General features: G+C 37.3%; 19 protein-coding genes, 2 tRNA genes and 1 pseudogene. 8 read left to right on the forward strand and 14 right to left on the reverse strand.

Annotated features, from left to right (window positions below):
• Position 1: 1 nt before the first annotated feature.
• Positions 2 to 580, reverse strand: coding sequence for a LysE family translocator (locus tag ACRXC1_RS10190; RefSeq protein WP_433658520.1), 579 nt, complete (start codon positions 578 to 580; stop codon positions 2 to 4).
• Between the two features lie 99 nt (positions 581 to 679).
• Here ACRXC1_RS10190 and ACRXC1_RS10195 point away from each other — a divergent pair, with 99 nt between their 5' ends.
• The gene (locus ACRXC1_RS10195; RefSeq protein WP_433659913.1) at positions 680 to 1120 is read left to right on the forward strand and encodes an Lrp/AsnC family transcriptional regulator; all 441 of its coding nucleotides are present in this window, start codon (positions 680 to 682) and stop codon (positions 1118 to 1120) included.
• 619 nt (positions 1121 to 1739) lie between these two features.
• Here the strand turns inward: ACRXC1_RS10195 and ACRXC1_RS10200 are convergent.
• Positions 1740 to 1815, reverse strand: a tRNA-Phe gene (locus ACRXC1_RS10200).
• 108 nt (positions 1816 to 1923) lie between these two features.
• Here ACRXC1_RS10200 and ACRXC1_RS10205 point away from each other — a divergent pair.
• Positions 1924 to 2706 carry an alpha/beta hydrolase gene (locus ACRXC1_RS10205; protein ID WP_433658522.1) on the forward strand — a complete coding sequence of 261 codons (783 nt, stop codon included), beginning with the start codon at positions 1924 to 1926 and terminating at the stop codon, positions 2704 to 2706.
• Here ACRXC1_RS10205 and queG read toward each other — a convergent pair.
• The 7 genes and pseudogenes from queG to ACRXC1_RS10240 all read right to left on the reverse strand — a co-directional run bounded on the left by queG (position 2698) and on the right by ACRXC1_RS10240 (position 12126).
• Complete coding sequence (gene queG, locus ACRXC1_RS10210; protein ID WP_433658524.1) at positions 2698 to 3690, reverse strand: tRNA epoxyqueuosine(34) reductase QueG; 993 nt, start codon at positions 3688 to 3690, stop codon at positions 2698 to 2700. The genes ACRXC1_RS10205 and queG overlap by 9 nt on opposite strands.
• The gene (gene pyk / locus ACRXC1_RS10215; protein WP_392909353.1) at positions 3687 to 5381 is read right to left on the reverse strand and encodes a pyruvate kinase; all 1695 of its coding nucleotides are present in this window, start codon (positions 5379 to 5381) and stop codon (positions 3687 to 3689) included. Before pyk ends, queG begins: the two co-directional genes overlap by 4 nt.
• 38 nt (positions 5382 to 5419) lie before the next feature.
• Positions 5420 to 7390 carry a hypothetical protein gene (locus tag ACRXC1_RS10220; RefSeq protein ID WP_433658527.1) on the reverse strand — a complete coding sequence of 657 codons (1971 nt, stop codon included), beginning with the start codon at positions 7388 to 7390 and terminating at the stop codon, positions 5420 to 5422.
• Between the two features lie 144 nt (positions 7391 to 7534).
• Complete coding sequence (locus tag ACRXC1_RS10225) at positions 7535 to 8581, reverse strand: DsbA family protein (RefSeq protein WP_392909349.1); 1047 nt, start codon at positions 8579 to 8581, stop codon at positions 7535 to 7537.
• 79 nt (positions 8582 to 8660) lie between these two features.
• Positions 8661 to 9407 (reverse strand): ATP-binding cassette domain-containing protein, encoded by a 747-nt coding sequence (locus tag ACRXC1_RS10230; RefSeq protein WP_392909549.1) that lies wholly within the window; start codon positions 9405 to 9407, stop codon positions 8661 to 8663.
• A 228-nt stretch (positions 9408 to 9635) separates the two neighbouring features.
• Positions 9636 to 10421, reverse strand: a pseudogene (locus ACRXC1_RS10235) (ABC transporter transmembrane domain-containing protein); the annotation flags it as partial.
• Positions 10393 to 12126: an ABC transporter transmembrane domain-containing protein gene (locus ACRXC1_RS10240; RefSeq protein WP_433658529.1), complete on the reverse strand. Its 1734-nt coding sequence runs from the start codon at positions 12124 to 12126 to the stop codon at positions 10393 to 10395. The pseudogene ACRXC1_RS10235 and the gene ACRXC1_RS10240, both read right to left, overlap by 29 nt.
• A 126-nt stretch (positions 12127 to 12252) precedes the next feature.
• Between ACRXC1_RS10240 and ACRXC1_RS10245 the strand changes: the two genes are divergently transcribed.
• On the forward strand, positions 12253 to 13137 hold the full coding sequence (locus ACRXC1_RS10245) for a sensor histidine kinase (protein WP_433658531.1): 885 nt from the start codon (positions 12253 to 12255) through the stop codon (positions 13135 to 13137).
• A 156-nt stretch (positions 13138 to 13293) separates the two neighbouring features.
• Here ACRXC1_RS10245 and ACRXC1_RS10250 read toward each other — a convergent pair.
• A tRNA-Val gene (locus ACRXC1_RS10250) sits at positions 13294 to 13370 on the reverse strand.
• A gap of 126 nt (positions 13371 to 13496) precedes the next feature.
• Here ACRXC1_RS10250 and ACRXC1_RS10255 point away from each other — a divergent pair.
• Entirely contained in the window at positions 13497 to 13784 is a 288-nt protein-coding gene (locus ACRXC1_RS10255) for a hypothetical protein (protein WP_392909344.1), read from the forward strand.
• A gap of 15 nt (positions 13785 to 13799) precedes the next feature.
• Positions 13800 to 14852, forward strand: a complete 1053-nt coding sequence (locus ACRXC1_RS10260) for a branched-chain amino acid aminotransferase (protein ID WP_433658534.1) — start codon at positions 13800 to 13802, stop codon at positions 14850 to 14852.
• A 56-nt stretch (positions 14853 to 14908) separates the two neighbouring features.
• Here ACRXC1_RS10260 and ACRXC1_RS10265 read toward each other — a convergent pair whose 3' ends face one another.
• A complete protein-coding gene (locus ACRXC1_RS10265) occupies positions 14909 to 16228 on the reverse strand; it encodes a putative Na+/H+ antiporter (protein WP_433658536.1) in 1320 nt (439 codons plus the stop codon).
• 136 nt (positions 16229 to 16364) lie between these two features.
• Between ACRXC1_RS10265 and ACRXC1_RS10270 the strand changes: the two genes are divergently transcribed.
• Complete coding sequence (locus tag ACRXC1_RS10270; RefSeq protein WP_433658538.1) at positions 16365 to 17825, forward strand: hypothetical protein; 1461 nt, start codon at positions 16365 to 16367, stop codon at positions 17823 to 17825.
• Positions 17826 to 17834: 9 nt separating this feature from the next.
• Here the strand turns inward: ACRXC1_RS10270 and ACRXC1_RS10275 are convergent, their stop codons facing one another.
• On the reverse strand, positions 17835 to 18083 hold the full coding sequence (locus tag ACRXC1_RS10275) for a ferredoxin (protein ID WP_392909336.1): 249 nt from the start codon (positions 18081 to 18083) through the stop codon (positions 17835 to 17837).
• A 124-nt stretch (positions 18084 to 18207) separates the two neighbouring features.
• Between ACRXC1_RS10275 and ACRXC1_RS10280 the strand changes: the two genes are divergently transcribed.
• Together ACRXC1_RS10280 and queC are read left to right on the forward strand one after the other, a co-directional pair.
• Complete coding sequence (locus ACRXC1_RS10280) at positions 18208 to 19974, forward strand: phospho-sugar mutase (RefSeq protein WP_433658540.1); 1767 nt, start codon at positions 18208 to 18210, stop codon at positions 19972 to 19974.
• A gap of 17 nt (positions 19975 to 19991) precedes the next feature.
• Positions 19992 to 20690, forward strand: coding sequence for a 7-cyano-7-deazaguanine synthase QueC (gene queC / locus ACRXC1_RS10285; RefSeq protein ID WP_433658542.1), 699 nt, complete (start codon positions 19992 to 19994; stop codon positions 20688 to 20690).
• A gap of 42 nt (positions 20691 to 20732) precedes the next feature.
• Here the strand turns inward: queC and ACRXC1_RS10290 are convergent, their stop codons facing one another.
• Both ACRXC1_RS10290 and ACRXC1_RS10295 read right to left on the reverse strand, forming a co-directional pair.
• Positions 20733 to 21017: a putative quinol monooxygenase gene (locus tag ACRXC1_RS10290; RefSeq protein ID WP_392909331.1), complete on the reverse strand. Its 285-nt coding sequence runs from the start codon at positions 21015 to 21017 to the stop codon at positions 20733 to 20735.
• Positions 21018 to 21093: 76 nt separating this feature from the next.
• Positions 21094 to 21306, reverse strand: a complete 213-nt coding sequence (locus ACRXC1_RS10295; RefSeq protein ID WP_433658545.1) for a hypothetical protein — start codon at positions 21304 to 21306, stop codon at positions 21094 to 21096.

Raw genomic sequence — 21306 nt, forward strand, 5'->3', positions numbered from 1 at the left:
CCTAAAACATTATGAATAATGTGCTAAGTAGAGAACAGCCCATAAAAATATTCAGTATTCTTTCTTGTTTTGCGTTTTTAAGTATCTTTTTAATTTGAAGGCCAAATACAACCCATAGTGAACTCGTAATTAAACTAACTACAAGAAAACATACCGAGATGATAAAGATCGGATTTTCAAATTGAATTCCATTGTAAATACTAATTACTGTCAATGCTAATGTCCATGCCTTAGGATTCATCCATTGAAATAAGAACGCATTTAAAAAAGACATGGGTTCAGTATCATTGCTTTCATCACTCAAATCAGTTGAAGTATTGATTATCTTATAAGATAGATATACAAGGTATAAGGAACAGAGTATTTGCAAAATAGATTCAATAAAAGGGTATTGAGAGAAAAATTTTGAAACTCCATTACCAACAGTTAAAAATAAAGAGAAAAGCCCAAAGCCTATCCCCAGAATATGAAAAACTGACTTTCTGTAACCAAACTTTAATCCTGAGTTGAGTAGCAGAACATTATTTGGTCCCGGTGTAATTAATCCTATCGCGGCAAAAATTAATAATCCAATAAGCATACAAACCTCCAATCCATGTATTCATTTTAGCATCACTGGGAAAACTTTATCTTGCTTTTATTGTTCAAAGTGACGTATACTTTGCAACATATGTATAAAATAGATGAATTTGACGAAAGATTATTGCAAATACTAGAATTTGAAGGTCGAATTAGTAATGTTGAACTCGCAAAGAGAATCGGACTCTCTCCTTCGGCAACACTTCGTAGAGTTCAAGAGTTGGAACGATTGGATGTTATATCTGGTTATAAAGCAGTAATAGATCGTTCCAAGTTAGGTATGAGTTTTAAAGCATATATTTTAATTGGCCTTAACAAACATACTAAAAAAGCTCAAGATTCTTTTGAGAAAGCTATTTTAAATGCATCTGAAATAACTGAAATTCACAATATAACTGGAGCAACAGAATATCTTATTAAAGTCGAGACCGGAGGAATACCTGAATATAAAGCTCTTCACACAGAAGTACTAGGGTCTCTCCCGCAAGTAAACTCCATACAGACTCTTGTCATCTTAGATTCCATAAAGTGTAATTTGTAAAATGATTCAATCGTGGGGATTGTTGTGACAACTTTTTATAATTTTGGTCGGTGGTTCGAACCCACTTTTAAATAATCTGTACTGGGCTACGGCCTCCCCATTTTTTTAAGCAATATAACTATTGAAATAGATGGTCTCCGCCCATGCATCGCTGACGTTGTGACGTCGCGATTGCACAACGGTAAAGCGGCGTCGTCATAACGCTTGCTCGTGATGAGCGCGCGCACGAACAAAGGCCAGAAAAGTCCTTGTTGTTTTGTAGTATGCAATGTTTTGATGATTGAAGGCAAAAAAAAAGCTACTTCAAAGAAGTAGCTTTTTTATGGTGCCCCGACGCGGATTAAATAGCGATTCAAAAATCATTATATAAATGTTCACCGCTTCCTGCTCGTTGGACACCTCCGCCCTTCCTGGGCTACGGCCTGCCCGAACTCGCACTCGCGATAAATATCTTTTTACTTGGTACTTAAGAAGTAAAAACGTGCACTTTGGGCACGTTTTTTCGGTCAGGTTGCTCTACACGAGCAAAGTCCAGAAAAGTCCTTGTTGTTTTGTAATGTGCAATGTTTTGGTGATTGAAGGCAAAAAAAAAAGCTACTTCAAAGAAGTAGCTTTTTTATGGTGCCCCGACGCGGATTCGAACCACGGACACAAGGATTTTCAGTCCTTTGCTCTACCAACTGAGCTATCAGGGCATAAATGATTTGGTTCCATTAAATTAATGGTTTATGTCTCTTTCGTCAATAGAAAATTAAAAAGTTTTTTAATTTTAATTTGAGATATCTTTAATTATGATATCTGCTATGAATGAAAAGTTTTTAAGTATCGATAAAATTATTTTAAATCAAGGTCAAACAACGGTTAATGCCCTTCTTTTTAGACCACCTAGCTCAAAGCTCAAAGACACCGGATATGCCATTTTTACTCATGGTTACACGTCACATAAGATCAGTATCTTCTCTTGGGCGCAAAAACTTTGCGACGATGGAGTGCCTACTCTTATATTTGACCAACCAGGTCATTTTACGGGCTCGTTTCATGATGTAGCTTCTTTTGAGGACTTTAAAAGTGATGCTCCAATGCTTTTTAGTCATGCCCTAAATAAATTAAGAGAAGCCTACCCTAACCAACAACAAAGAATTTTAGTGGGAGGACACTCTCTAGGTGCCCTTACTTCAATACTAGCAGTTCAAAATAACTATTTTGAAGGCCTAGATGTATATCACTGTGGTGTTGGCTTCGGTGTTCCACCAGAGGGCGTGACACACGTATTTGATACGCCATTTTACCAGGCCACAGTTAAGGCCCGCGCAGAACTTGTCTCAAAACACCTTGCACCAGAAATAATGTTTCCTTGGATCAAGGATCAGAAGTATCACCTAACTCTATCAAACCATAAGATTCATCTCATCTCTGGTGAAGATGACGTGGTTGTCGGAAAAGAAGGAATGGAAAACTTTGCTAAGATCTTAGAAGACCTTGGCAATACTGTAACGATGGATAAGCCAAAGAAACTTGGCCACCACCTTCCAGATATGGCAGGAAGTTTTATTAAAAAGTATGCAAAGAAAATTGGATTACTTTAAATAAAGCCTAAGATTTTTAAGCATCCCCACGCGCCCCGTGCGCTCAAGTGGGGTGCCTTTGAAAACTCTTCGATACTCACGATTACTCATTTCTTCAAGATCACAAAAAATATCTTCAAGTGGCCTCATTAAAAAGAAGTCGATGAATTGCTTTCCACTTTCTTTGAAGGCACTTGAGTCGGCCTCAAGTTTTCGCTCAAGTCTCTTATTCCAAGGACAAACATCTTGGCAGATATCGCAGCCAAAGATTTCACCGTTTGCATTTTCAATCCCACTTGGAGGAAAGACTTCCTTAAAGTGTTCGATGGTAAAAGTTGAAATACACTTATCTGCAATAATCGTTCTCTTTTCAATATCAATAGCACCAGTTGGGCAAGCGTCACCACAACGAGTACACTGGCCACAGTGATCTGTTTCAAGCTTCTCACTGGGCGCTTCGACTTCCTTATTTAAAAGGAGTGAGCCAATAATAAAGTAACTCCCAATATGACGATTAATCAGCATAGAGTTTTTTCCATACCAACCAAGTCCTGACTGGTAAGCAAAATCACGCTCAAGAATTGGTTGAGTATCAAGAGAGAACTTAAAGTCCAACTCAGGGTCAAGCTTTTGTAGCTCTTCTCCAATTGCTTGAAGTTTGTCCCTCACTTCATAGTGATAGTCGCGTCCTTTAAAGCCCACAACATAGTTAGCTATTTTCAGGCCATTGCTTTCTCCGCTTTCATAGAACTTCTTTGCACTTCGAGCAATATGAGAGTAATCGAATGCGATAACGAGTGTGGATTTAATATCGGGGTAGTAATTTTTTAGATCTTCTCTTTTAATAGCACGATCATCAGCAAGGTAGCCTAAGGCACCATGAAGGCCATCTTTAATCCAAGTCTTGAAGCGCTCTAGTGACTTTGGTTTTGATTCAGCGACGACACCCCATACTTCAAGCCCTTGGGTACTTAAAATATTTTGAATGTCGTCTTTTTTGATCATGACTTATCGATAATCTCAATCGCACCTGTTGGACAAACTCGAATACATTCATAGTCTAGCGTGCAGTGCTTAATTTGATCTTTATTAAGTTTAGTAAGTTTTGTCTTCTTATCTGCAACCCAAATTTCATGAGGGCAAATAGAAACACAATTCTGACAAGTCGAACAAATATTATGGTCTAGTAGGATTCTTTTTTTTTTATCTTCCCCTACTTCGAAAGTCTCTTCACCAGCTTCTTCGTGGTGGCGAGCTTCTTTAATTATCTCAACCTTAACAGAGTTAGAGTAACCTTTAGAGAAGATCTTCCCATCCCCTAAAGTAACAACAACTTTATCTCCATTATATAGGCCCATCTTCTCTTTAGCATGAGAAACAATATACTTAACGTAAGAGCCAGTATCCTGCACTTCCTCGTCAACAAGATAAGGGTATACTCCCCAGTAAAGACAAATACGTCTTGCTGTTCGAAGATTATGAGTTACTCCAGCAACTGGAGTTTGAGGTCTAAACATTGAAACCTTACGACAAGAGTTTCCACCCTCTGTTACCGCAAGAATTCTTTTTGCCTCAACTTTTTCAGCAATCATTGATGCCGCAACCATGACAGATGAGTTTACAGAAGAAAGGTCAATATTTCTTAGAAGTGGACGCTCTTTTGGAGTCTTCTCAGCTTCATAAATAATATCACTCATCATTTGAACTGCTTCAACAGGATACATCCCAGAAGCGGACTCTCCTGAAAGCATTACTGCATCAGTTCCGTCCCAAATAGCATTGGCAACATCACTTGCCTCTGCTCTCGTTGGTGTTGGAGCATCTGTCATACTCTCTAGCATCTGAGTGGCCGTAATAACCGGAATCATACGATCGTTACACTTTTGAATGAGATCTTTTTGAATTGAAGGAACAAGGTGGTTACCTACCTCTACTCCCATATCTCCACGTGCAACCATAATAACGTCTGTAACATCTAAAATTTCTTCGATATTATCAAGGGCCTGTGGCTTTTCTATTTTAGAAATAATTGGAACCCTAACTTTCAATTTATGAAGAAGGGCCTTTACCGACATAATATCTTCTTTCTTACGAACAAAAGATAGAGCGATATAATCAATATTATGCTTAAGCGCAAACATTAAGTCTGCTTCATCTTTATCAGTAAATGCTGGTGCAGAAACTTCACAGTCAGGAAGGTTAATTCCCTTATTAGACTTAAGCTCTCCCCCAACTAAAACTTCAATTTTATAGACATCACGATCTCTTGTTATTGCCTTTGCAATTAACTTTCCATCGTCAAATAGGATTCTTGCACCATCATGACAGTCATCAACTAATTTTTCATAAATAGTCGGAATATAACAATCTTTATATTCTGGATAATCTGCTTGCTTTGAAGATGGCCCAATTACCCAAGTATCTCCATTCTTAAGCTGTAGTCCATTTGGTAATTTATCTGTACGAATCTTTGGACCTTGAAGGTCAATAAGAATGGCAACTTCTCTACCGATATTTTTTGAAGCTTGGCGAATATTAGAGATGAGTTGGGCGTGTGACTCATGAGTTCCGTGACTCATATTAACACGTGTTACATTAACACCGGCCATGATGAGTTTCTCAATCATTTCAACTGTATTAGAAGATGGCCCTAAAGTCGCAACAATTTTAGCGCGACGGACTTTGCCCATTCCCATTATCTCTCCCTGAATTCTTATATGCTATGTCTTTATACTTATGCTTTTCGAGATTCTTGTTGATCAGAGAACATACCACTTCTGATCTCACTTGATCTCTCCTCTAAAGCCTCAGCATTTGCAGCACGGATTTCTTCCATGCGATTTTCATACTGATTAATTAGATTTGATCTCTCAAGTTTTGAGTTCTCATAAAGAGTATTGTATTGATTCTCAAGTTCAGTAACTTTTGAAACATACTTTCTTTGAGACTCATCTCTTTCTCGAGCAAGCATATCTTCATAATACTCTACCATTCTTTTAACTTGAATGTCTGCTCTTTGTTTAACTTGAGAAAGTCTCTTATCAAACTCGCCTCGTAAGTTAGATAGGTTACTGTGATTTTCACGATCTTTCAATGCAATTGCATTTCTCGTGACTTCTTTAAGTTGATTAGACTCTAGACCGTGAGTCATGCGGATTCTTTCAATCTCTTTAGCATTTGCTTTTTTTAGTCGATTTAACTTTGATTCATAAGAAGAAATTAACTTTTCGTTTGTCTCTTCTAATTGTTCAATTTTTTGCGTAAGTGACTTAGCAAGCTTATCTTTGCTCTCAATAAAATGCTCTTTTACTTCTTGCATTTCTTGAGAATGCTTCATATGTGTATCTTGAATAAATTTCTTTGACTCATCCGCGAAATCTGCCTGCATTTGAGAGACAGCTTCCGTGTTACGATCGCTCATTTTCTGAACAGTTTCCCCAAATTGAGCTCTTTGTCTTTCTAAAACTTTTTTAGACTGTTCTTTATCATTATACGCCTCAAGCTCTTTGTCTCTTATCTGGCGTTTAAAGCTTCCTTGTAGCTCTTCAACGTCTCTATTAAGCTCAACATTGATATCACTTAGTGTATCACTCTTAAACTTGGCCATATCTTTTTCAAGACCTGCAATATACTCAGATGATTTTTGTTTTTGCGAGCGAAGTGCTTCTTTAGTTGACTGCGATCGACGTCTTTCTTGAATATCTGCATTAAAACGATCAGTATCAATTTGATCACGAATATTTTTAATTCGTGTCTCATATCCTCTTTCCGTCTGCTCTAATTTATCATTAAAGACATCTTCACGACTTCCACCAGATAACTTCTGATTCATCTCACGTCTTGCACGATAAAGCTCTTTCGCATGACGATTCTCAAGATCCTTAGCATTTTGAGAGAAGTCTCTTTGTTCAACTTGTCTCTTTCTTGAATTTCTATCATTGATTTCTTCAATTGAATTCTTAAAGCTCTTTTGGTTTTCAGAAAGTTGCTTATCTTTTTGAGCAGTCATATCTGAAATGCGTTGCTCTTGATAATCCTTAAGAGATTCCTCTCTACCCTTATGATTCTTTCTTAGGCCATCAACATCATCAGTAAATTTCTCATATAAGCGAGCACGTTTTTCACCGCTTTCTTTTAACTGATCCCTCATTTCATTTTCATAACTTGAGATAAGCTCACGGCGATCTTGCTTTGTTTCTAATTCATGCGAATGGGCCTTATCACGTGAATCACGATAGACCTTATCAATTGTTTCATTGAAGTGATCGTTCATCTTGCCCATTGTCGAGTCAAATCTTCTTTGTTGTGAAGAAAGGCGGTGATCCATATTAGAGCGATCGGCCATCCCTTTTGTCTCATAAGCTTCACGTATATTCTTAAAACGTGTATCAAACTGATCCTTGATATCTTTACGATCACGTTCAAACTCACGCTTATTTCCATCTAACTTACTTAGATAATTTTTTTGTTGTTCTTCAATTCTTCTCTTAGTATCTGCACTAGCTGTTTCTCTAAATTGGTCTTGCCTATCTTCAATCTTGTTAAGAGAGTTATCATAGGCTTGGCGCTGTTTATTTAAACGATATTCTTGAGTATCTTTTAATTCACCGACCTCACGATTATGATTCTTTCGTTGCTCATCAATAGTGTGCTGAAAGTTTTCGCGGTGTTGTGAAAGTCTCTTTGAATAATCTCTAACGTCCATAATTTTCTTCCGATTTAGATGCAATAAGATATATATACCCCTTCTATTCTATCAATTATGCCCAATATAAAAAGGCCGGGAATAAATGCCCCGGCCTTAGTATTTTCAGTCTTTCAGACTAATTTAGTAATGTATTTTTTTGAATTATTTTCCTAATTCAGAATCGATAAGCTCTTTGAATACTTCAAATGGTTGTGCACCATTAATTAGCATACCGTTCACATAGAATGTTGGAGTTGATTTAACACCTACATCAACACCTTCTTTAACAGTAGCATCAACTTCTGCTTTCATACGTCCAGAATCAAGACATTCATCAAATTTCTTCTGATCCAGGCCAACAGCTTTCGCTTTTGCCTTAAGTCCATCAACAGAAAGTCCAGATTGGTCAGCAAACATTGAATCGTGAAGCTTCCAGAATTTCTCACTCGCCTGCTCATTTGCACAAAGTGCAGCTTCTGCAGCTTTTGCAGCATCCTTGTGAAAGTTTAATGGGAAGTTCTTGAAAACGATTTTAACTTTATTTCCATAAGTTTTCTTGATTTCATTCATGATTTCAACACCCTTCGCACAGTAAGGACACTGAAAGTCAGAGTATTCAGTAATAACAACGGCCGCGTCTTTTCCACCAAACATTGGCTCTTTACCTGTCACAGGAATTTCAAAACGAGGTCTTTTTGGTCTTTCTAAGTAAATTTCAACTGGGCTATTCTTAGTTTTCTTAGATAGGTATGCTTCAATCGCATCACGCTTTTTTGTATTTTTTAAGAAATCAACAATTCTGGCCTTTAGCTGAGGGTTTACATCAGGAATATTTCTTTCCTTCGCAAATTCATTAATTTCTTTGTCAGAAACCTTTACGTCTTTTGCAACAACAACATCAATGAATTGCTCCATCGACATTGAACTTCTTGCTGGATCTTCATTTTTAAAATTTTCTAGAAGATAGGCCTTAACCTTTCCAAGTTTCATTTCATAAACTTTCAGCTGAGCTTCATACAATTCTGCTTCAGAACCTTTAAAAAGTTCATCATGACTAACTTCTTTTCCATTGAATTTAATCACTGCAGTGGCATTTGGTGCCTTTTTAAATAAGAAATTTGGTTTTGAATTTACTTCGCTCGTACACGCAATCATTCCAATTGCAGAAATAGCAACTAGGCCAAGAGCTAGCTTGGATTTTTTAAACATAATGATCTCCTTACATCAATTTAAATTAATTATATGTAAAAAAGAGAAATAATGCATTAGTGTTCACGTCATTTTTTTGTCAATTCGATAATTGCTTAACAAATAGATCATATTGCGGCGAAGTATTTTTAAGTTCTTCATGAATCCCTTTAGCAATAATTTTTCCACCTTCCATAACAAGAATCTGCTGAGCATCGAGTATCGTTTCAACTCGATGGGCAACGATAATTGTAACGGCCTGCTTTTGAACAAAGAGAATCATTTTACGAAGAGCTTCTTCAAGATCGCTATCTAATGAAGAAGAAATTTCATCAAAAAGAACAATTGGCTTCTTTAGGTAACACGATCGAATCGCCGATATAAGCTGCTTTTGGCCAAGTGAGATCTCATTTTGATCAAGCACTGTATCTGGTTTAATCCCCCATCTAGAAAGATAAGAGATCTGCTCACAAACTTCATTCCAGAAAGCATCAAAATTTCCAAAACCTGCTTGTCCCATTGTGATATTAAACTCAACAGTCTCAGAGAAGATATGCGAGTCTTGCGATACAATTCCAATTAATTCACGGTACTCATTAAAGTCATCAATATAATCAAAATTATATTCTTTCTTAACTCCGCTGTGATTTTCAACAAATACCTTACCTTCATCAGGAATAATATTTGCTGCCATAATATTTAAAAGAGTCGACTTACCACTTCCAGAAAGACCAACGATGCCGATAAGATCACCTTGACGACAATCAAAAGAAATATCTTCTAACGTAAATGGTGTCGAGTTCTCCCCTTTTGCAGGGTAAGTAAACTTTTGAATTTCGATATGCATTTTTTCGACATCATACTGACGTCTCTTTGCATTAACATCAGAAGACTTCTCTTTACCTAAATCAACAAGAAATTCATTAATACGTCCAACACCTGTTGCGGCCCTTTGGATATTGGCAACTTTTGATGAAACATCCTTAATAGGATTAATTGAACGCTGAATTAAATCAATTAGGGCAAAGATTAAAGCAACTTGAGTAATTCCACTATTAGGTATGATAAAGATGGCACAGGCCAAGAATACTGGAAAGAGGGACTCAGCAAATGAATAGTAAGAAGCATCCCAAACATTTGAAGAAAGGATCTTCTTAAGAAATTCATCAAAAACAAATAAAGACTTCTTCGATGTATATTGATCTGCCGGATTATAGTAATTCTCTCTCACACCACCAATCAAATCTGCAACAACGCGGTAGAGTTTAGCACGGGAATTTCTTACACTTAAGAAAACAGCACGCATATACTTAGAGCACCAAATTAAAACAAAGCAGGCCCCAAATTGAATTGCTGCAAGATAAACTCCCGCAACGGCATTAAGGCTCACAAAACTAATAAGTGAAGCAACAACAAAGAAGATATCAATAATGATTCCAAAAGTTCCTGAAGTCACAAGCTCTCTTAAACTTTCTGTGTCACTCATAATACGAGCTAAAACCTCTCCTTGAGGATAGCGATCATTACGATTCTCTTTTGAAGTTTGAAGCTCAACACTTGAAAGCCACTTTCCATAACAATGGGTTCTAACAAATTGGACTAGGCCCACAACATAGCGGTTGATAATTAAGTTATAAACAGCACGATTTAAAGCTGTCGCCAAAAAGATAAATGTCATGATCCCAAGAGTCTGACGATAAACTTCTTCAACTTCATAATTTGCAGTAAGTTTTGTAATTAACTGTGGAAGCGCAGCACCGAGTGCACTTGAAATAATAAGACATACCACCATGCTTATTAAATACTTCCCACTACCTTTATATAATAGGAATTTAGATGAGTTGTTTTCTAAAGTGCTCATAAATTCCTCCTTCTTGTTTTTGTGTAAAGTCGACAACTTTTGACTCTTCTCTTAGTCCTTCACTTTCACAGATCAAACTTAAATGATCACACTGTACTGCTGTTGTGTATCGGTGAGTGGACATAATAAGAGTTCGGCCTTCAAAAATCTTCATTGCGTTTAACTGACTTAAGATCTCTCTTTCTAGAACAACATCAACCGAAGAAAAAGGATCATCCCATATAATAAACTCACTCTCGAAAAGCAGTGACTTTATTAAAGAGACACGTTTAATCTGACCACCTGATAGTCTCTTCCCATTTTCTCCAACAACAAGGTTAAACAAGCTCTTGCGATCGGATGCTAAGTAATCAAGGCCAAATATTTTTAATAGCTCATACGCCTTAGAAAGTTGCTCTTCATTAAAGTCTCTTCCTAGCGCTATATTTTCTAAAATCGTTCCATTATAAAGATATGGGTCTTGAGCAACATAGCTTGTACTACGGCCTTGTATCTTTAGGACTTCTGAAATTTTTACGAGTAGCTCAGATTTACCACAACCAGTTTTTCCAACGATTGCATTCTTTTCATCTTTCCAAATCTTTAGATTTATATCGTTATCCCAAAATGGAAGTTGTAGTTCAAATGATTCACTCTTCTCTTTAAAAGAGAATTCTCTTTTAAGCATTGTCTCAAGTTCACTTTCTTTGTCTAAGACAGCAACTAACTCCCTTACCCGTGCCCATGCTCCTGCCGAACGAGTAAAGACAACTCCAATCCAAGCAAGAAACATAATAGGCTCTAAAAATAAGTAAACAAAACCCGAGAATAAAATGAGAGAAGATGCTCCTAATTGCTCAGTAAAGATAATATAGGCACCCCAGATTAAAGACAGGCCAACACCTGTAGGCATAAGGGGAATTGAAATTCCAACACGCTTACCTGCTTCATAAAAGTTATCAAGTTCTTCCAACGACTTCTTTGCAAAGAGATCAATAAAGGCCTTCTCCGCGTGAAAGTTTTTAATCGTCTTCTTTCCAGCATAAGTTTCAATAATGATATTTTGAACCTCACCTTGAAGGTCTTGAGTTTTGCGGTAAAACTTTCGATTTGTTGAAACGATTGCACTGAAAATAATAAATGCTACAAACATTGGAAGAAGTGCAATGAAAAGCTCTTTATTAAAGCTTAGGAGTTTTGGAACTAGAATTGAGAGAGCGATAATAATATTTGCAATCTGTAAAAGAGCAAAACCAATAAGTGCTCTTACATGCTCAAGGTCACCACCAATAATCTGAAATATTTGTCCCTTTGGATAGTCTTTATAACGAGAAGGACTTACCTTCTCTAATTTCTTCATTAAATCAAAACGTAGAATCTTTTGTAGAACCCTAGCAGGATAAAAGAATAGTAGCCTTGATGAAGTTCTAAATACAATAATCCCCAAAGCCAATAAGAACAAATGCCCAACAGGAATAGAGATCCCTTTGGAAATTTTTTCGGCCAAATCCTTTGCTATAAAAGGTAGTTCACTTTGGATATTGTGAGTTAGATAGAGGCAAATAAAGGCCCCAATATAGAAATACCAGTAATGGACAAACTGCGTCACCACTAGTGATGTTAACTTTTTATTAAGATAGTCTTTCATTCCAGCAAGTCTACTTGAATTACACCCATCAGTCACCTTTCTGTTTCTTGCTGGGATAGTTGAAATGTGAAAATACATTCTTAATTTAAGTTAAATTTACCTTCTCGAACTTGGTTATAAGAATAAAGCTGGCTAAAATCCTACAAAATTAATTGGTTTCATATAATACTAGGTTTCAAGAAGAACTATATTTAAGGAAAGAAAGTGATCTATCTCGTAAGTTTACTAACGATTATAATTCTCTGTTCAATTATGGTCATCACTCATCAGGCCATTAAGATTAAACAGCTCGAAGTTGAAGGCCGCGACCTCTCGCGAAGGCTCGAAGAAAAACAACATTTACTCTCCGTTTTATTTCACGACTTATCCAATTCCACGACCCTTCTTTCATTGCTCAGCGACTCGTCCTTATTGGCCATGAAAGACAAGGATGGAATTTTACAAAATCTTGGTCGCGTAAGTGGAGTCATTGAAAATATGGCCGAGCTTATTCAACATATTCGAAAAATCCAATCAATTGAATCCGGTAAATCAAATATCAAATTAGAACCGGTCCCATTAAAAGAATCCATTGAAAATTCGATACAGCTCATTAGAAAAAGGCTTGAAAAAAAGAGTCAACATATCCGTGTTGAATTTGAAGAACAAGATATCCAGGCCATGGCAGAACCATCATCACTCTGTCACAGCGTCTTTAGTAACCTTCTGACTAATGCCTCAAAATTTTCACCTGAAGGCTCAGAAGTCTTAGTAAGAGTTTCTCAACGAAACTCTGTTATCCGTGTTGATATAACAGACCAGGGAATCGGTATCCCTGAAACAATGATAAATAGTCTCTTCTCATTTACTAACGAGACCCACCGCGAAGGAACTCACGGAGAAGAAGGTTCAGGCTTTGGCCTTCCGGTCGTTAAAAAATATATGAAATTCTATGGGGGAAATATCAAAGCATTTAACAATATTGATGGCATCGGCTCAACCTTCACCATGACATTCGTTAACGCAGCAACAAATAATCAAGATACCGTTGAGAAATCGAAAGCAGGGCCTAATCAAAAAAGAAAGCCTTTGCGCGAGGTAAATCAGTAAATGTCCTGGAGATAAAAGACGAAAAGATGGTAGGACTATGCAGATTCGAACTTTACAACCTGCGATCAAAAGATGCCCAAAGGCATGTTTTGGCGCTGAGTTGATATCGGTATCAGCAGACTAAATCAATAAGCAATGTATAAGGAAAAACAAAGATGGTAGGACTATGCAGATTCGAACTGCAGACCTCTACCATGTCAAGGTAGCGCTCTAACCAACTGAGCTATAGTCCTACAAGTGTCTTAAAGTAGAAGAATAATATTCTAATTCACCAAACTCGTCAAAAGATAAAATTGACGCACAAACCTAAGCAACATCGTTGCAATTTTGCTAGTATAACTAAAAATCATGGAGGAATAATGAAAAATATTATTATGATATTAATTCTATCTAGTTGTGCTGTTTCTAAAACAAAACTGACTCCTGCTGGAGAAAAAGTAAAAGTAACATATCAAAAGCCACGTCATAAGAACTGTAAGCCTTTTACAAATGTTGTTGGTGAGAATGAAAACGGAATTAAAGACCTGGCCGTTAACCATGCCATCAACCTAGTCGCAGATGAAGGTGGAGACACAATCTGGATTAAAGAATCTGTAAACGAAGGAAATGTTTGGAAGGTTTTTGGACTTGGTTACCACTGTAAATAAGAATAAGGATTTTTAATGATAATTTTAGATAGTGCAAAAAAAGCAATCGAAAACTTCTCAATGCCTGACCATGTTGGATTTGGAAAAGTACTACTTCCTATCATGGCAACATGTGAATACAAACGTGGAGAATGGGGCGAGCTTGAAGTTAAGCCTTATGGCAAACTGGAGTTAGACCCAACATGTAAAGTTCTTCACTACGGACAAGAGATCTTTGAAGGAATGAAGGCCTATAATTTTAAAGGAAATGGACCTAATCTTTTTAGGCCCCTTGAAAATTTTAAACGCTTTAATCATTCAGCGAGACGTATGGCGATGCCAGAAGTTCCAAAGGAAATCTTTACTACTGCTGTAAATACAATCACTAAAATGGGTGAAAACTACATTCCTAAGCGCGGTGGAGAATCTTTGTATATTAGGCCATTTATGATTGCCACAGAAAATAATCTGGGAATTAAACCAAGTGAAGAATTTCTTTTCATGGTTATTGCCTCTCCTGTTGAATCATACTTTTCAGGTGGAAGCTACAAGCTTCTTATTGAAAGAAATATGATCCGTGCATGTGCTGGCGGGATGGGTACAGCAAAGACTGGTGGGAATTATGCCGGTGCTTTAAATGCTGGTGTAAGAACTCTTAAACTTGGTCTGCACCAAACTCTTTGGCTATCGGCAAGTGACCGCAAGTCGATTGAGGAATTAAGTGGGATGAACTTTTTTGCAGTTATTGATGGAGAAATACATACTCCAGAACTGACAGAGACAATCCTTGATGGAATCACTCGTCGATCACTTATCGATATTGCTCGTCATAAAGGATACAAAGTTGTTGAAAGAAAGATTAGTATTGATGAACTAATTGAAGATATTAAGTCGAAGAAGTGTACAGAGTGCTTCTCATGTGGAACAGCTGCAATTATCACACCGATCTGCTCATTACATGAAGAGTCTGGTGAGTTCTATAATATTCAAGAAGAGTTTGGACCGGTTTCAAAAGAGCTACGTGAAACTCTCCTAGGCATTCAAGAAAAAACGATTGAAGACCCATTTAACTGGGTAGTTGACCTTTAAGAATAATTAAAAAATTACAAAATAAAAAAGGGCCTCATTAGAGGCCCTTTGTATTTTTACTTCGCTAAATTTGGAAGAATTTGAAACATAACCATTGCAAGGATTGTTGGGAAAAGTGCTCCAAGAAGAAGCTTTCCTGGGTTAATCCCGTCTTTTCCAAAAGTCCCTTTTAGGATACCGAAACCAGCTGGGTTTGGAGCGTTTGCAATAACAGTTAAACCACCACCGGCAACAGCACCAGCAACTAGGTTGTACTTAGCTGAATCAGTTAGATCAACTAGAGTTCCCAGATAAGTAAGAGCTGCGTTATCAGTAATAGCAGTTAGTGAAGTTGCACCTACGAAAAGAACAAAGTCACCTAGCTTAGATAGAATTGGTTGTAGCCACCAACCTTGTTGTCCACCTAGAGTTACTAGACCAGCAAGGAAGAAACCAACAAGAAGTGATTCTTTTAGTTTGATTTCGTCTTGGTACTCTTTTGTAACAGTTGTAAAACCTAGGAAGAATAGGAATAGAGCTAGGAAGAAAACCATATGGTGAGCAGAGAAAACAACTAGCCCCATAAAGATAATGTGAATTAGAGTCATCCACCAAGTTGGTGCCATCCAATTCTCATGCTTTTGTTTAATTTCAAGCTTTCCTTGAAGTTCATTTTTAAACATGAATGCAATAATTAGGGTTCCAATAATAATTGAAATTGTTGCCTTATAACCAAAGTTTGTAATCATATGAACAAATCCCCAGTGCCATTTTGAAGCAACCATAAGAACAGGAGGTGCAGCAAAGTGAGAAAGTGTTCCACCAATTGATACGTTTACGAAAAGTAGACCAATCGTTGCATACTTAAATTTAAGACTCATTTTCTCATCTGAGAAGAAGTAATCTAAAAGGATAAGAGCAGTAACTGTCATAGCAGCTGGCTCAGTAATGAAAGATCCTAAGATTGGCCCAATAATAAGAGCTGAAACATAGAACGCCATCTTACCAGGCATTGGAATAAGCTTTGCAATCATACCAATGATTTTTTCAGCAAGCATAATGATTGGCCTCGTCCCTGCCATACACATAATAACGAAAACGAATGCTGCTTCTGTGTAGTTTACATCTTGTTCAAGGTACTTTAGTGCCCCACCAATAACCTGGTGTGCATTATCGTAAACTGCAAAGCCTTGAGTGGCGCTATAGTAAACGATAAAGGCAGCGGCCCACATACCGAATACCGCTTCGACTTCACCCAAGAAGTGAAGAAGGTTTTCCATCATCGATCCTTCCGGATACTTGTGAGCTAAGTGTTGAATTTTTGAAACTAGAAATGTGTGCAAAATCGCACATGCGAATAGAATCGTCCCTACGAGCTGTAGATTTGTTGGATTCATGAAACTTCCTTTGTAAATTGTGATCCTCTTTATTTTATTCTTGTCGGCAAAGGTGCGCAAGTACTGAAATTTCCTAACACCTAAAATAATTTACTATTTTCGTAAACTTTTTCTAAACCAGCTCCGATAAGAATTCGTGCTATTAAAAAGAATCTCTCTCTCCATTCTTGCATTTTCAGTTGTAGTCAATGCTCTGGCCATTGAGCCAAGCTTCTTTAAAGAAGAAGTTGATGTTAATGGAAAACAGATAAAGGCCAAAGACCTAGTCAAAGATATTGTGAGAATTACAAAATCAAAGTCACCTAAATATATTCCGATTAGACGTGAAAATGCAGTTTCTGACGATATTCCAAGGCACAATAGTGGTAGCGCTGAAGTTTGTATTCAATGTCGAGATATGGCCGAGCTAGCTTCAAATATTTCAGATATCATCTCTAAGGCCAACGAAGACAACCCAAAACCTAGTATTAAGGTCAAGCAAAAGGCCTTAAAACTCAAGGCCATTGCTACCTATATTGAAACGGTTGATAAATTAGGGGAAGTTACTTGTCTAGAAAGTGATTTTGATAGCGGCAAAGAACGCTACAATACAAGAGATTTTGATGACTTCGAATTAGTTTTTACTTCTGATATCGCACTTAGTGAGTTCTCCTCTCTAAGCCTCGCCCCTAGAACACAAACAAAAACCAGAATTACTTGGTTTCGCTCTACTGATGAAATCGGCGAAGATATCTTTATTAAAGTTGTTTTTATAAAAGACCAAGAACCATATTTTCAGATCTACTATCCACACGACACTTACGTTGACCCAATAAAGCCAACAGATGTTGAAAAAAATATTCCTGAGGGTGTAACCCTTGAGACAAGTAATGACTCTGAAATGGCGCTAATGAAAGATCAGGAGTATGACACTTTTATTGGGAAAGTAAAAATCAATAAAGCACTCCTACTTGAGCAAAGCTACTACATCCCTACTTCTCTAACATTATTAGAAATGGAAACAGAAAGTAGCCTTGGAGAGAACACAAAACTTACAAGTAAAGTTGAAATTAATGATAAAAAGCAAAGAATCAATGTCGATCTTAATAGCCAGTTAACTGAAGATACGGCCTTAAATGGACGCCTCGACATCAAACCAAATAAACAAAACCTAAACCTCAAATTATCTAATCGCTATAGCGACGATATTACAATTGATAGCAATGCTGATATCTCTTCAGATAACCAACAAATCAACCTAGACTTAAAACATCAAGGCAAGTCAACTGCAAGGGCCTTAGCAAGAGCAGATGGCTACTTCCTAGCAGGTGTTACTGTCGCGACTCCTAAGTTTCAAAATTTTGATATTGAAACAGATATGAGCTACGACACAAATCAGACAGCGACTATTGCTAACGATTTCAGGTTCCAAGGAACAACCATTATTAAAACTGGTACAGTGATTAACGCTCAGGGGGAAGTTGACTTCAGAGCACAAAGGTCATTTGAAGTATTTGATGATGCTAATATCACAATGGAAGTACAGCATTCGACGCAAGACAGAGGCGTCAATGTTGACCGTACCTCTGCCTTCATTTCTTTTGATATGAAATTCTAATTAAATGAATTAACCGTCATTTCCAATAGAAGCAACTGGACAAGCATCCATTTGCTCTTGGCATAACTCTTCTTCTTCAGGTGTAGATGGCTGCTTAACTACGTATGCATTTCCGTCTTCATCTTCTGCGAAAAATTCCGGAGCACCAGTGTAACAAACGTTACATGCAATGCATCCTTCTCCGTTATCATCATCTGGATCTGTACAATACCACTTTCCAGCAACATTATCTTTGTGCTTCATTTCTTTATTTGCCATGTTAACTCCTTGATTTTATTAACACACAACACAATATTTCATTGATTATATTTTGCCTAAGTCTACTAGATTTGAGAATATAGCACAAGATACTCAATCATAAATTTCACAGGAGATTTTTAAAATGACAACGAGCCTTGAAAAAGCTAATGCTTGGGCCAATAACCCATATTTTGATGAAGAGTCACGCGCAGAAATCCAAAGATTAATTGACGCAGATGACATGAAAGAGATCGAAGAAAGATTTTATAAAGATATCGAATTTGGAACAGGTGGACTTCGCTCTATCCTTGGCGCTGGAAATAATCGTATTAACAAGTATACAGTACGTAGAGCAACTCAGGCCCTTGCTGGTGAAGTACTTGACCATAGTGCGAAAACTGGAATCACGAACCCATCGATCGCCGTAAGTTATGATTCTCGTAAATTCTCTTTTGAATTTGCTAAGGAAGTCTGTAGTGTCATGGCCGCCAATGGAATTAAGTCTTATATCTACAAGAGACTAAACCCAGTACCAATGCTTTCTTACTCGGTAAGATACCACAAGGCCCAGGCCGGAGTAATGGTGACAGCTTCTCACAACCCTCCTGAGTACAATGGATATAAAGTTTACTGGAATGATGGCGCACAAGTTACGCCACCAAATGACAAGAATATTATCAATCGTTACTACGATATTACTTCATACGATGCTGTAAAATTCATGGAATTTTCTCAAGCAGAAGCCGAAGGTTTCATTAACTGGGTTGGTGAAGACGTAGAACAAAGCTTCTATAACGATATTCTATCTAAAACAGTTAATCCTGAAATGTGTAAGCAAGACGGGAAAGACCTTAAGATCGTATATACACCTATTCACGGTACAGGGCTTATTCCATGTACAACAGCACTTGCTCAACTTGGATTTACAAATGTAGAAGTCGTAAAAGAGCAAGCACAGCCAGACTCACGCTTCCCTACTGTAAGTTCTCCAAACCCAGAGAATGCGTCTGCAATGAAAATGGCCGTAGACCTAATGAAAGAAACTGGAGCGGATATCGCATTTGGTTCAGACCCCGATACAGATAGACTTGGTGTTGCCTTTGAACACGAAGGTGAAACTCAATACATTAACGGAAACCAAATCGGAATTCTGATGCTGTATTACATGCTTCACAACCTTAAAGAAAATGGCAAAATGCCAACTAATCCATACTTTGTGAAAACTGTTGTAACAACTCCTCTTCAAGAACTTATCGCTGATAAGTACGGAGTTAAGTCTTACTCAACTCTAACTGGTTTTAAGTGGATTTGTGGGCTAATGAATAAAATTGAAAAAGAAGATCCTTCGGCAAACTTCCTTTTTGGAACAGAAGAGTCTTTCGGTTACCTTCCACATGACTTTGTTCGCGACAAAGACGGTGTAGCTTCAATCACGTTCATGTCTGAAGTAACACTCTATTTTAAAAAGCAAGGAATGAACCTTATTCAAGCTCTCGATAAGATTTACGAAGAATTTGGGTTTAGCCAGGAATCTCTCCTAAATCTTGTTTACCAGGGTAAAGAAGGGGCCGAAAAAATTACACGAATAATGAGTCATTTTAGAGACTTAGCTCCGACAAGCTTGTGCGGACAAGAGATTCGCGTTATAGAAGATTATCAAACAGGTATTGTAAAAGACCTTGAATCAAACGAAGAGTCAAAACTGGATTACCCAGTAAGTAATGTTATTGGTTACCACTTCAAAAATGGGAACCGCCTGTATCTTCGTCCATCAGGAACTGAGCCAAAGATTAAGTTCTACATTATGATTCAAGAAAAAGAAGGCGAACTTTCTGAAAAGAAAGCGAAGGCTTCAAAAGTAACTGATGAGTTCCTAGCATTTATTAATGAAACTGCTGAAGGACTATAAGGTTAAGGAGTAAAAATTTGAAAAGTGATAAACTTGCAGTTGTTCTAGTTAGTGGTGGTATGGATTCGTTGGTTTGTGCTGCAATTGCAAATGAGAAACATGAAAACCTTGCGTTTCTTCACCTAAACTACGGACAAAAAACTGAAGAACGTGAATTAGATTGTTTCCAAAAAATCGCTGATCACTACGGAGTTGATAAATCACTTCGTAAAGTAATTGATGTATCTTTTCTTAAACAGATCGGTGGAAGCTCACTGACAGACGATGGAATTGATGTAAAACAATACAAAGGTGAATCAGAAGAAATCCCTGATAGCTACGTGCCTTTTAGAAACACTCACATCATCGCCATGGCCGTATCATGGTCAGAGGTAGTTGGGGCAAAGAATATCTATATCGGTGCTGTAAATGAAGACTCTTCAGGATACCCTGACTGTCGTCCAAGTTACTATGCTGCTTATAACGAGCTAATCAAACAAGGAACAAAAGATGGTGACATCGAGATCATCACTCCAGTTATTGACATGGCAAAGAATGAGATTGTTCAAAAAGCGGTAGACCTAGGTGCTCCACTTAAATATTCTTATTCATGTTATGCTCGTGGAGATAAGGCCTGCGGAGTTTGTGATTCATGCGCCCTAAGGCTTAGAGGCTTCCAGAAGGCCGGGATTGAAGATCCAATTGAGTACGATCAAAGACCAAATTATCTTTCTTAAACAATAAAGAAATAAAAAAGCTCCCTTAATTGGGAGCTATTTTTATATTAATTTTTCTGCTCTTCTAACATCAAACTTCTCAACATTTTCATCAAAGAATGCCAAGAAATGTTTAACATGCTCTGTTTCCATATGGGCCTTCCAATGTGCCTCTGTTTCCCATATTTCATATAACCAAAAGCTCGACGGATCTTCTTCTTCCTGATGTGGGTCGAACTTGGTACAACCAACTTCTTTATAAGTTTCTTCTACTAGTTTTAATAACTCAGTTTTAATCAATTCAGTTTTTTCAGACTTAGCCTTAATATTAACGATAAGAACTAGCATAAAGTACTCCCTATTTTAAAGTTGTAAGAAAAGGGCCCCTCTAAGGGGGCCATTTCTATTATTATTTTTAAATTAGTTATTCAGCAGCAGCTTCTGTTTCTGTTTCTGTTTCTTCTTCAACAGCTGGTGCTTCTACTTTTGCAACTGGAGCAGTTATAAGTCCTGCATCAGTTAGAATTTTTACTTTTTCTTCTTTGTTTACGAACTTACCGTTTGCATCTTTAACTGCAAAACGACCAGATCTCTTTTTAACGATAGTGTATTCACCAGATTTTTTAACAACTTCCAT

This window comes from Halobacteriovorax sp. GFR8 (assembly GCF_050955245.1).
Classification (GTDB): domain Bacteria; phylum Bdellovibrionota; class Bacteriovoracia; order Bacteriovoracales; family Bacteriovoracaceae; genus Halobacteriovorax_A.

Excerpts from the sequence above, each read along its gene's own strand:
- ACRXC1_RS10275 (WP_392909336.1), bottom strand. The coding sequence starts at position 18,083 with ATGGCAAATAAAGAAATGAAGCACAAAGATAATGTTGCTGGAAAGTGG.
- ACRXC1_RS10265 (WP_433658536.1), bottom strand. The coding sequence starts at position 16,228 with ATGAATCCAACAAATCTACAGCTCGTAGGGACGATTCTATTCGCATGT.
- ACRXC1_RS10295 (WP_433658545.1), bottom strand. The coding sequence starts at position 21,306 with ATGGAAGTTGTTAAAAAATCTGGTGAATACACTATCGTTAAAAAGAGA.
- queG (WP_433658524.1), bottom strand. The coding sequence starts at position 3,690 with ATGATCAAAAAAGACGACATTCAAAATATTTTAAGTACCCAAGGGCTT.
- ACRXC1_RS10290 (WP_392909331.1), bottom strand. The coding sequence starts at position 21,017 with ATGCTAGTTCTTATCGTTAATATTAAGGCTAAGTCTGAAAAAACTGAA.
- ACRXC1_RS10205 (WP_433658522.1), top strand. The coding sequence starts at position 1,924 with ATGAATGAAAAGTTTTTAAGTATCGATAAAATTATTTTAAATCAAGGT.
- pyk (WP_392909353.1), bottom strand. The coding sequence starts at position 5,381 with ATGGGAATGGGCAAAGTCCGTCGCGCTAAAATTGTTGCGACTTTAGGG.
- ACRXC1_RS10230 (WP_392909549.1), bottom strand. The coding sequence starts at position 9,407 with ATGCATATCGAAATTCAAAAGTTTACTTACCCTGCAAAAGGGGAGAAC.
- ACRXC1_RS10225 (WP_392909349.1), bottom strand. The coding sequence starts at position 8,581 with ATGTTTAAAAAATCCAAGCTAGCTCTTGGCCTAGTTGCTATTTCTGCA.
- ACRXC1_RS10260 (WP_433658534.1), top strand. The coding sequence starts at position 13,800 with ATGATAATTTTAGATAGTGCAAAAAAAGCAATCGAAAACTTCTCAATG.
- ACRXC1_RS10220 (WP_433658527.1), bottom strand. The coding sequence starts at position 7,390 with ATGGACGTTAGAGATTATTCAAAGAGACTTTCACAACACCGCGAAAAC.
- ACRXC1_RS10190 (WP_433658520.1), bottom strand. The coding sequence starts at position 580 with ATGCTTATTGGATTATTAATTTTTGCCGCGATAGGATTAATTACACCG.
- ACRXC1_RS10240 (WP_433658529.1), bottom strand. The coding sequence starts at position 12,126 with ATGTATTTTCACATTTCAACTATCCCAGCAAGAAACAGAAAGGTGACT.
- ACRXC1_RS10280 (WP_433658540.1), top strand. The coding sequence starts at position 18,208 with ATGACAACGAGCCTTGAAAAAGCTAATGCTTGGGCCAATAACCCATAT.
- ACRXC1_RS10255 (WP_392909344.1), top strand. The coding sequence starts at position 13,497 with ATGAAAAATATTATTATGATATTAATTCTATCTAGTTGTGCTGTTTCT.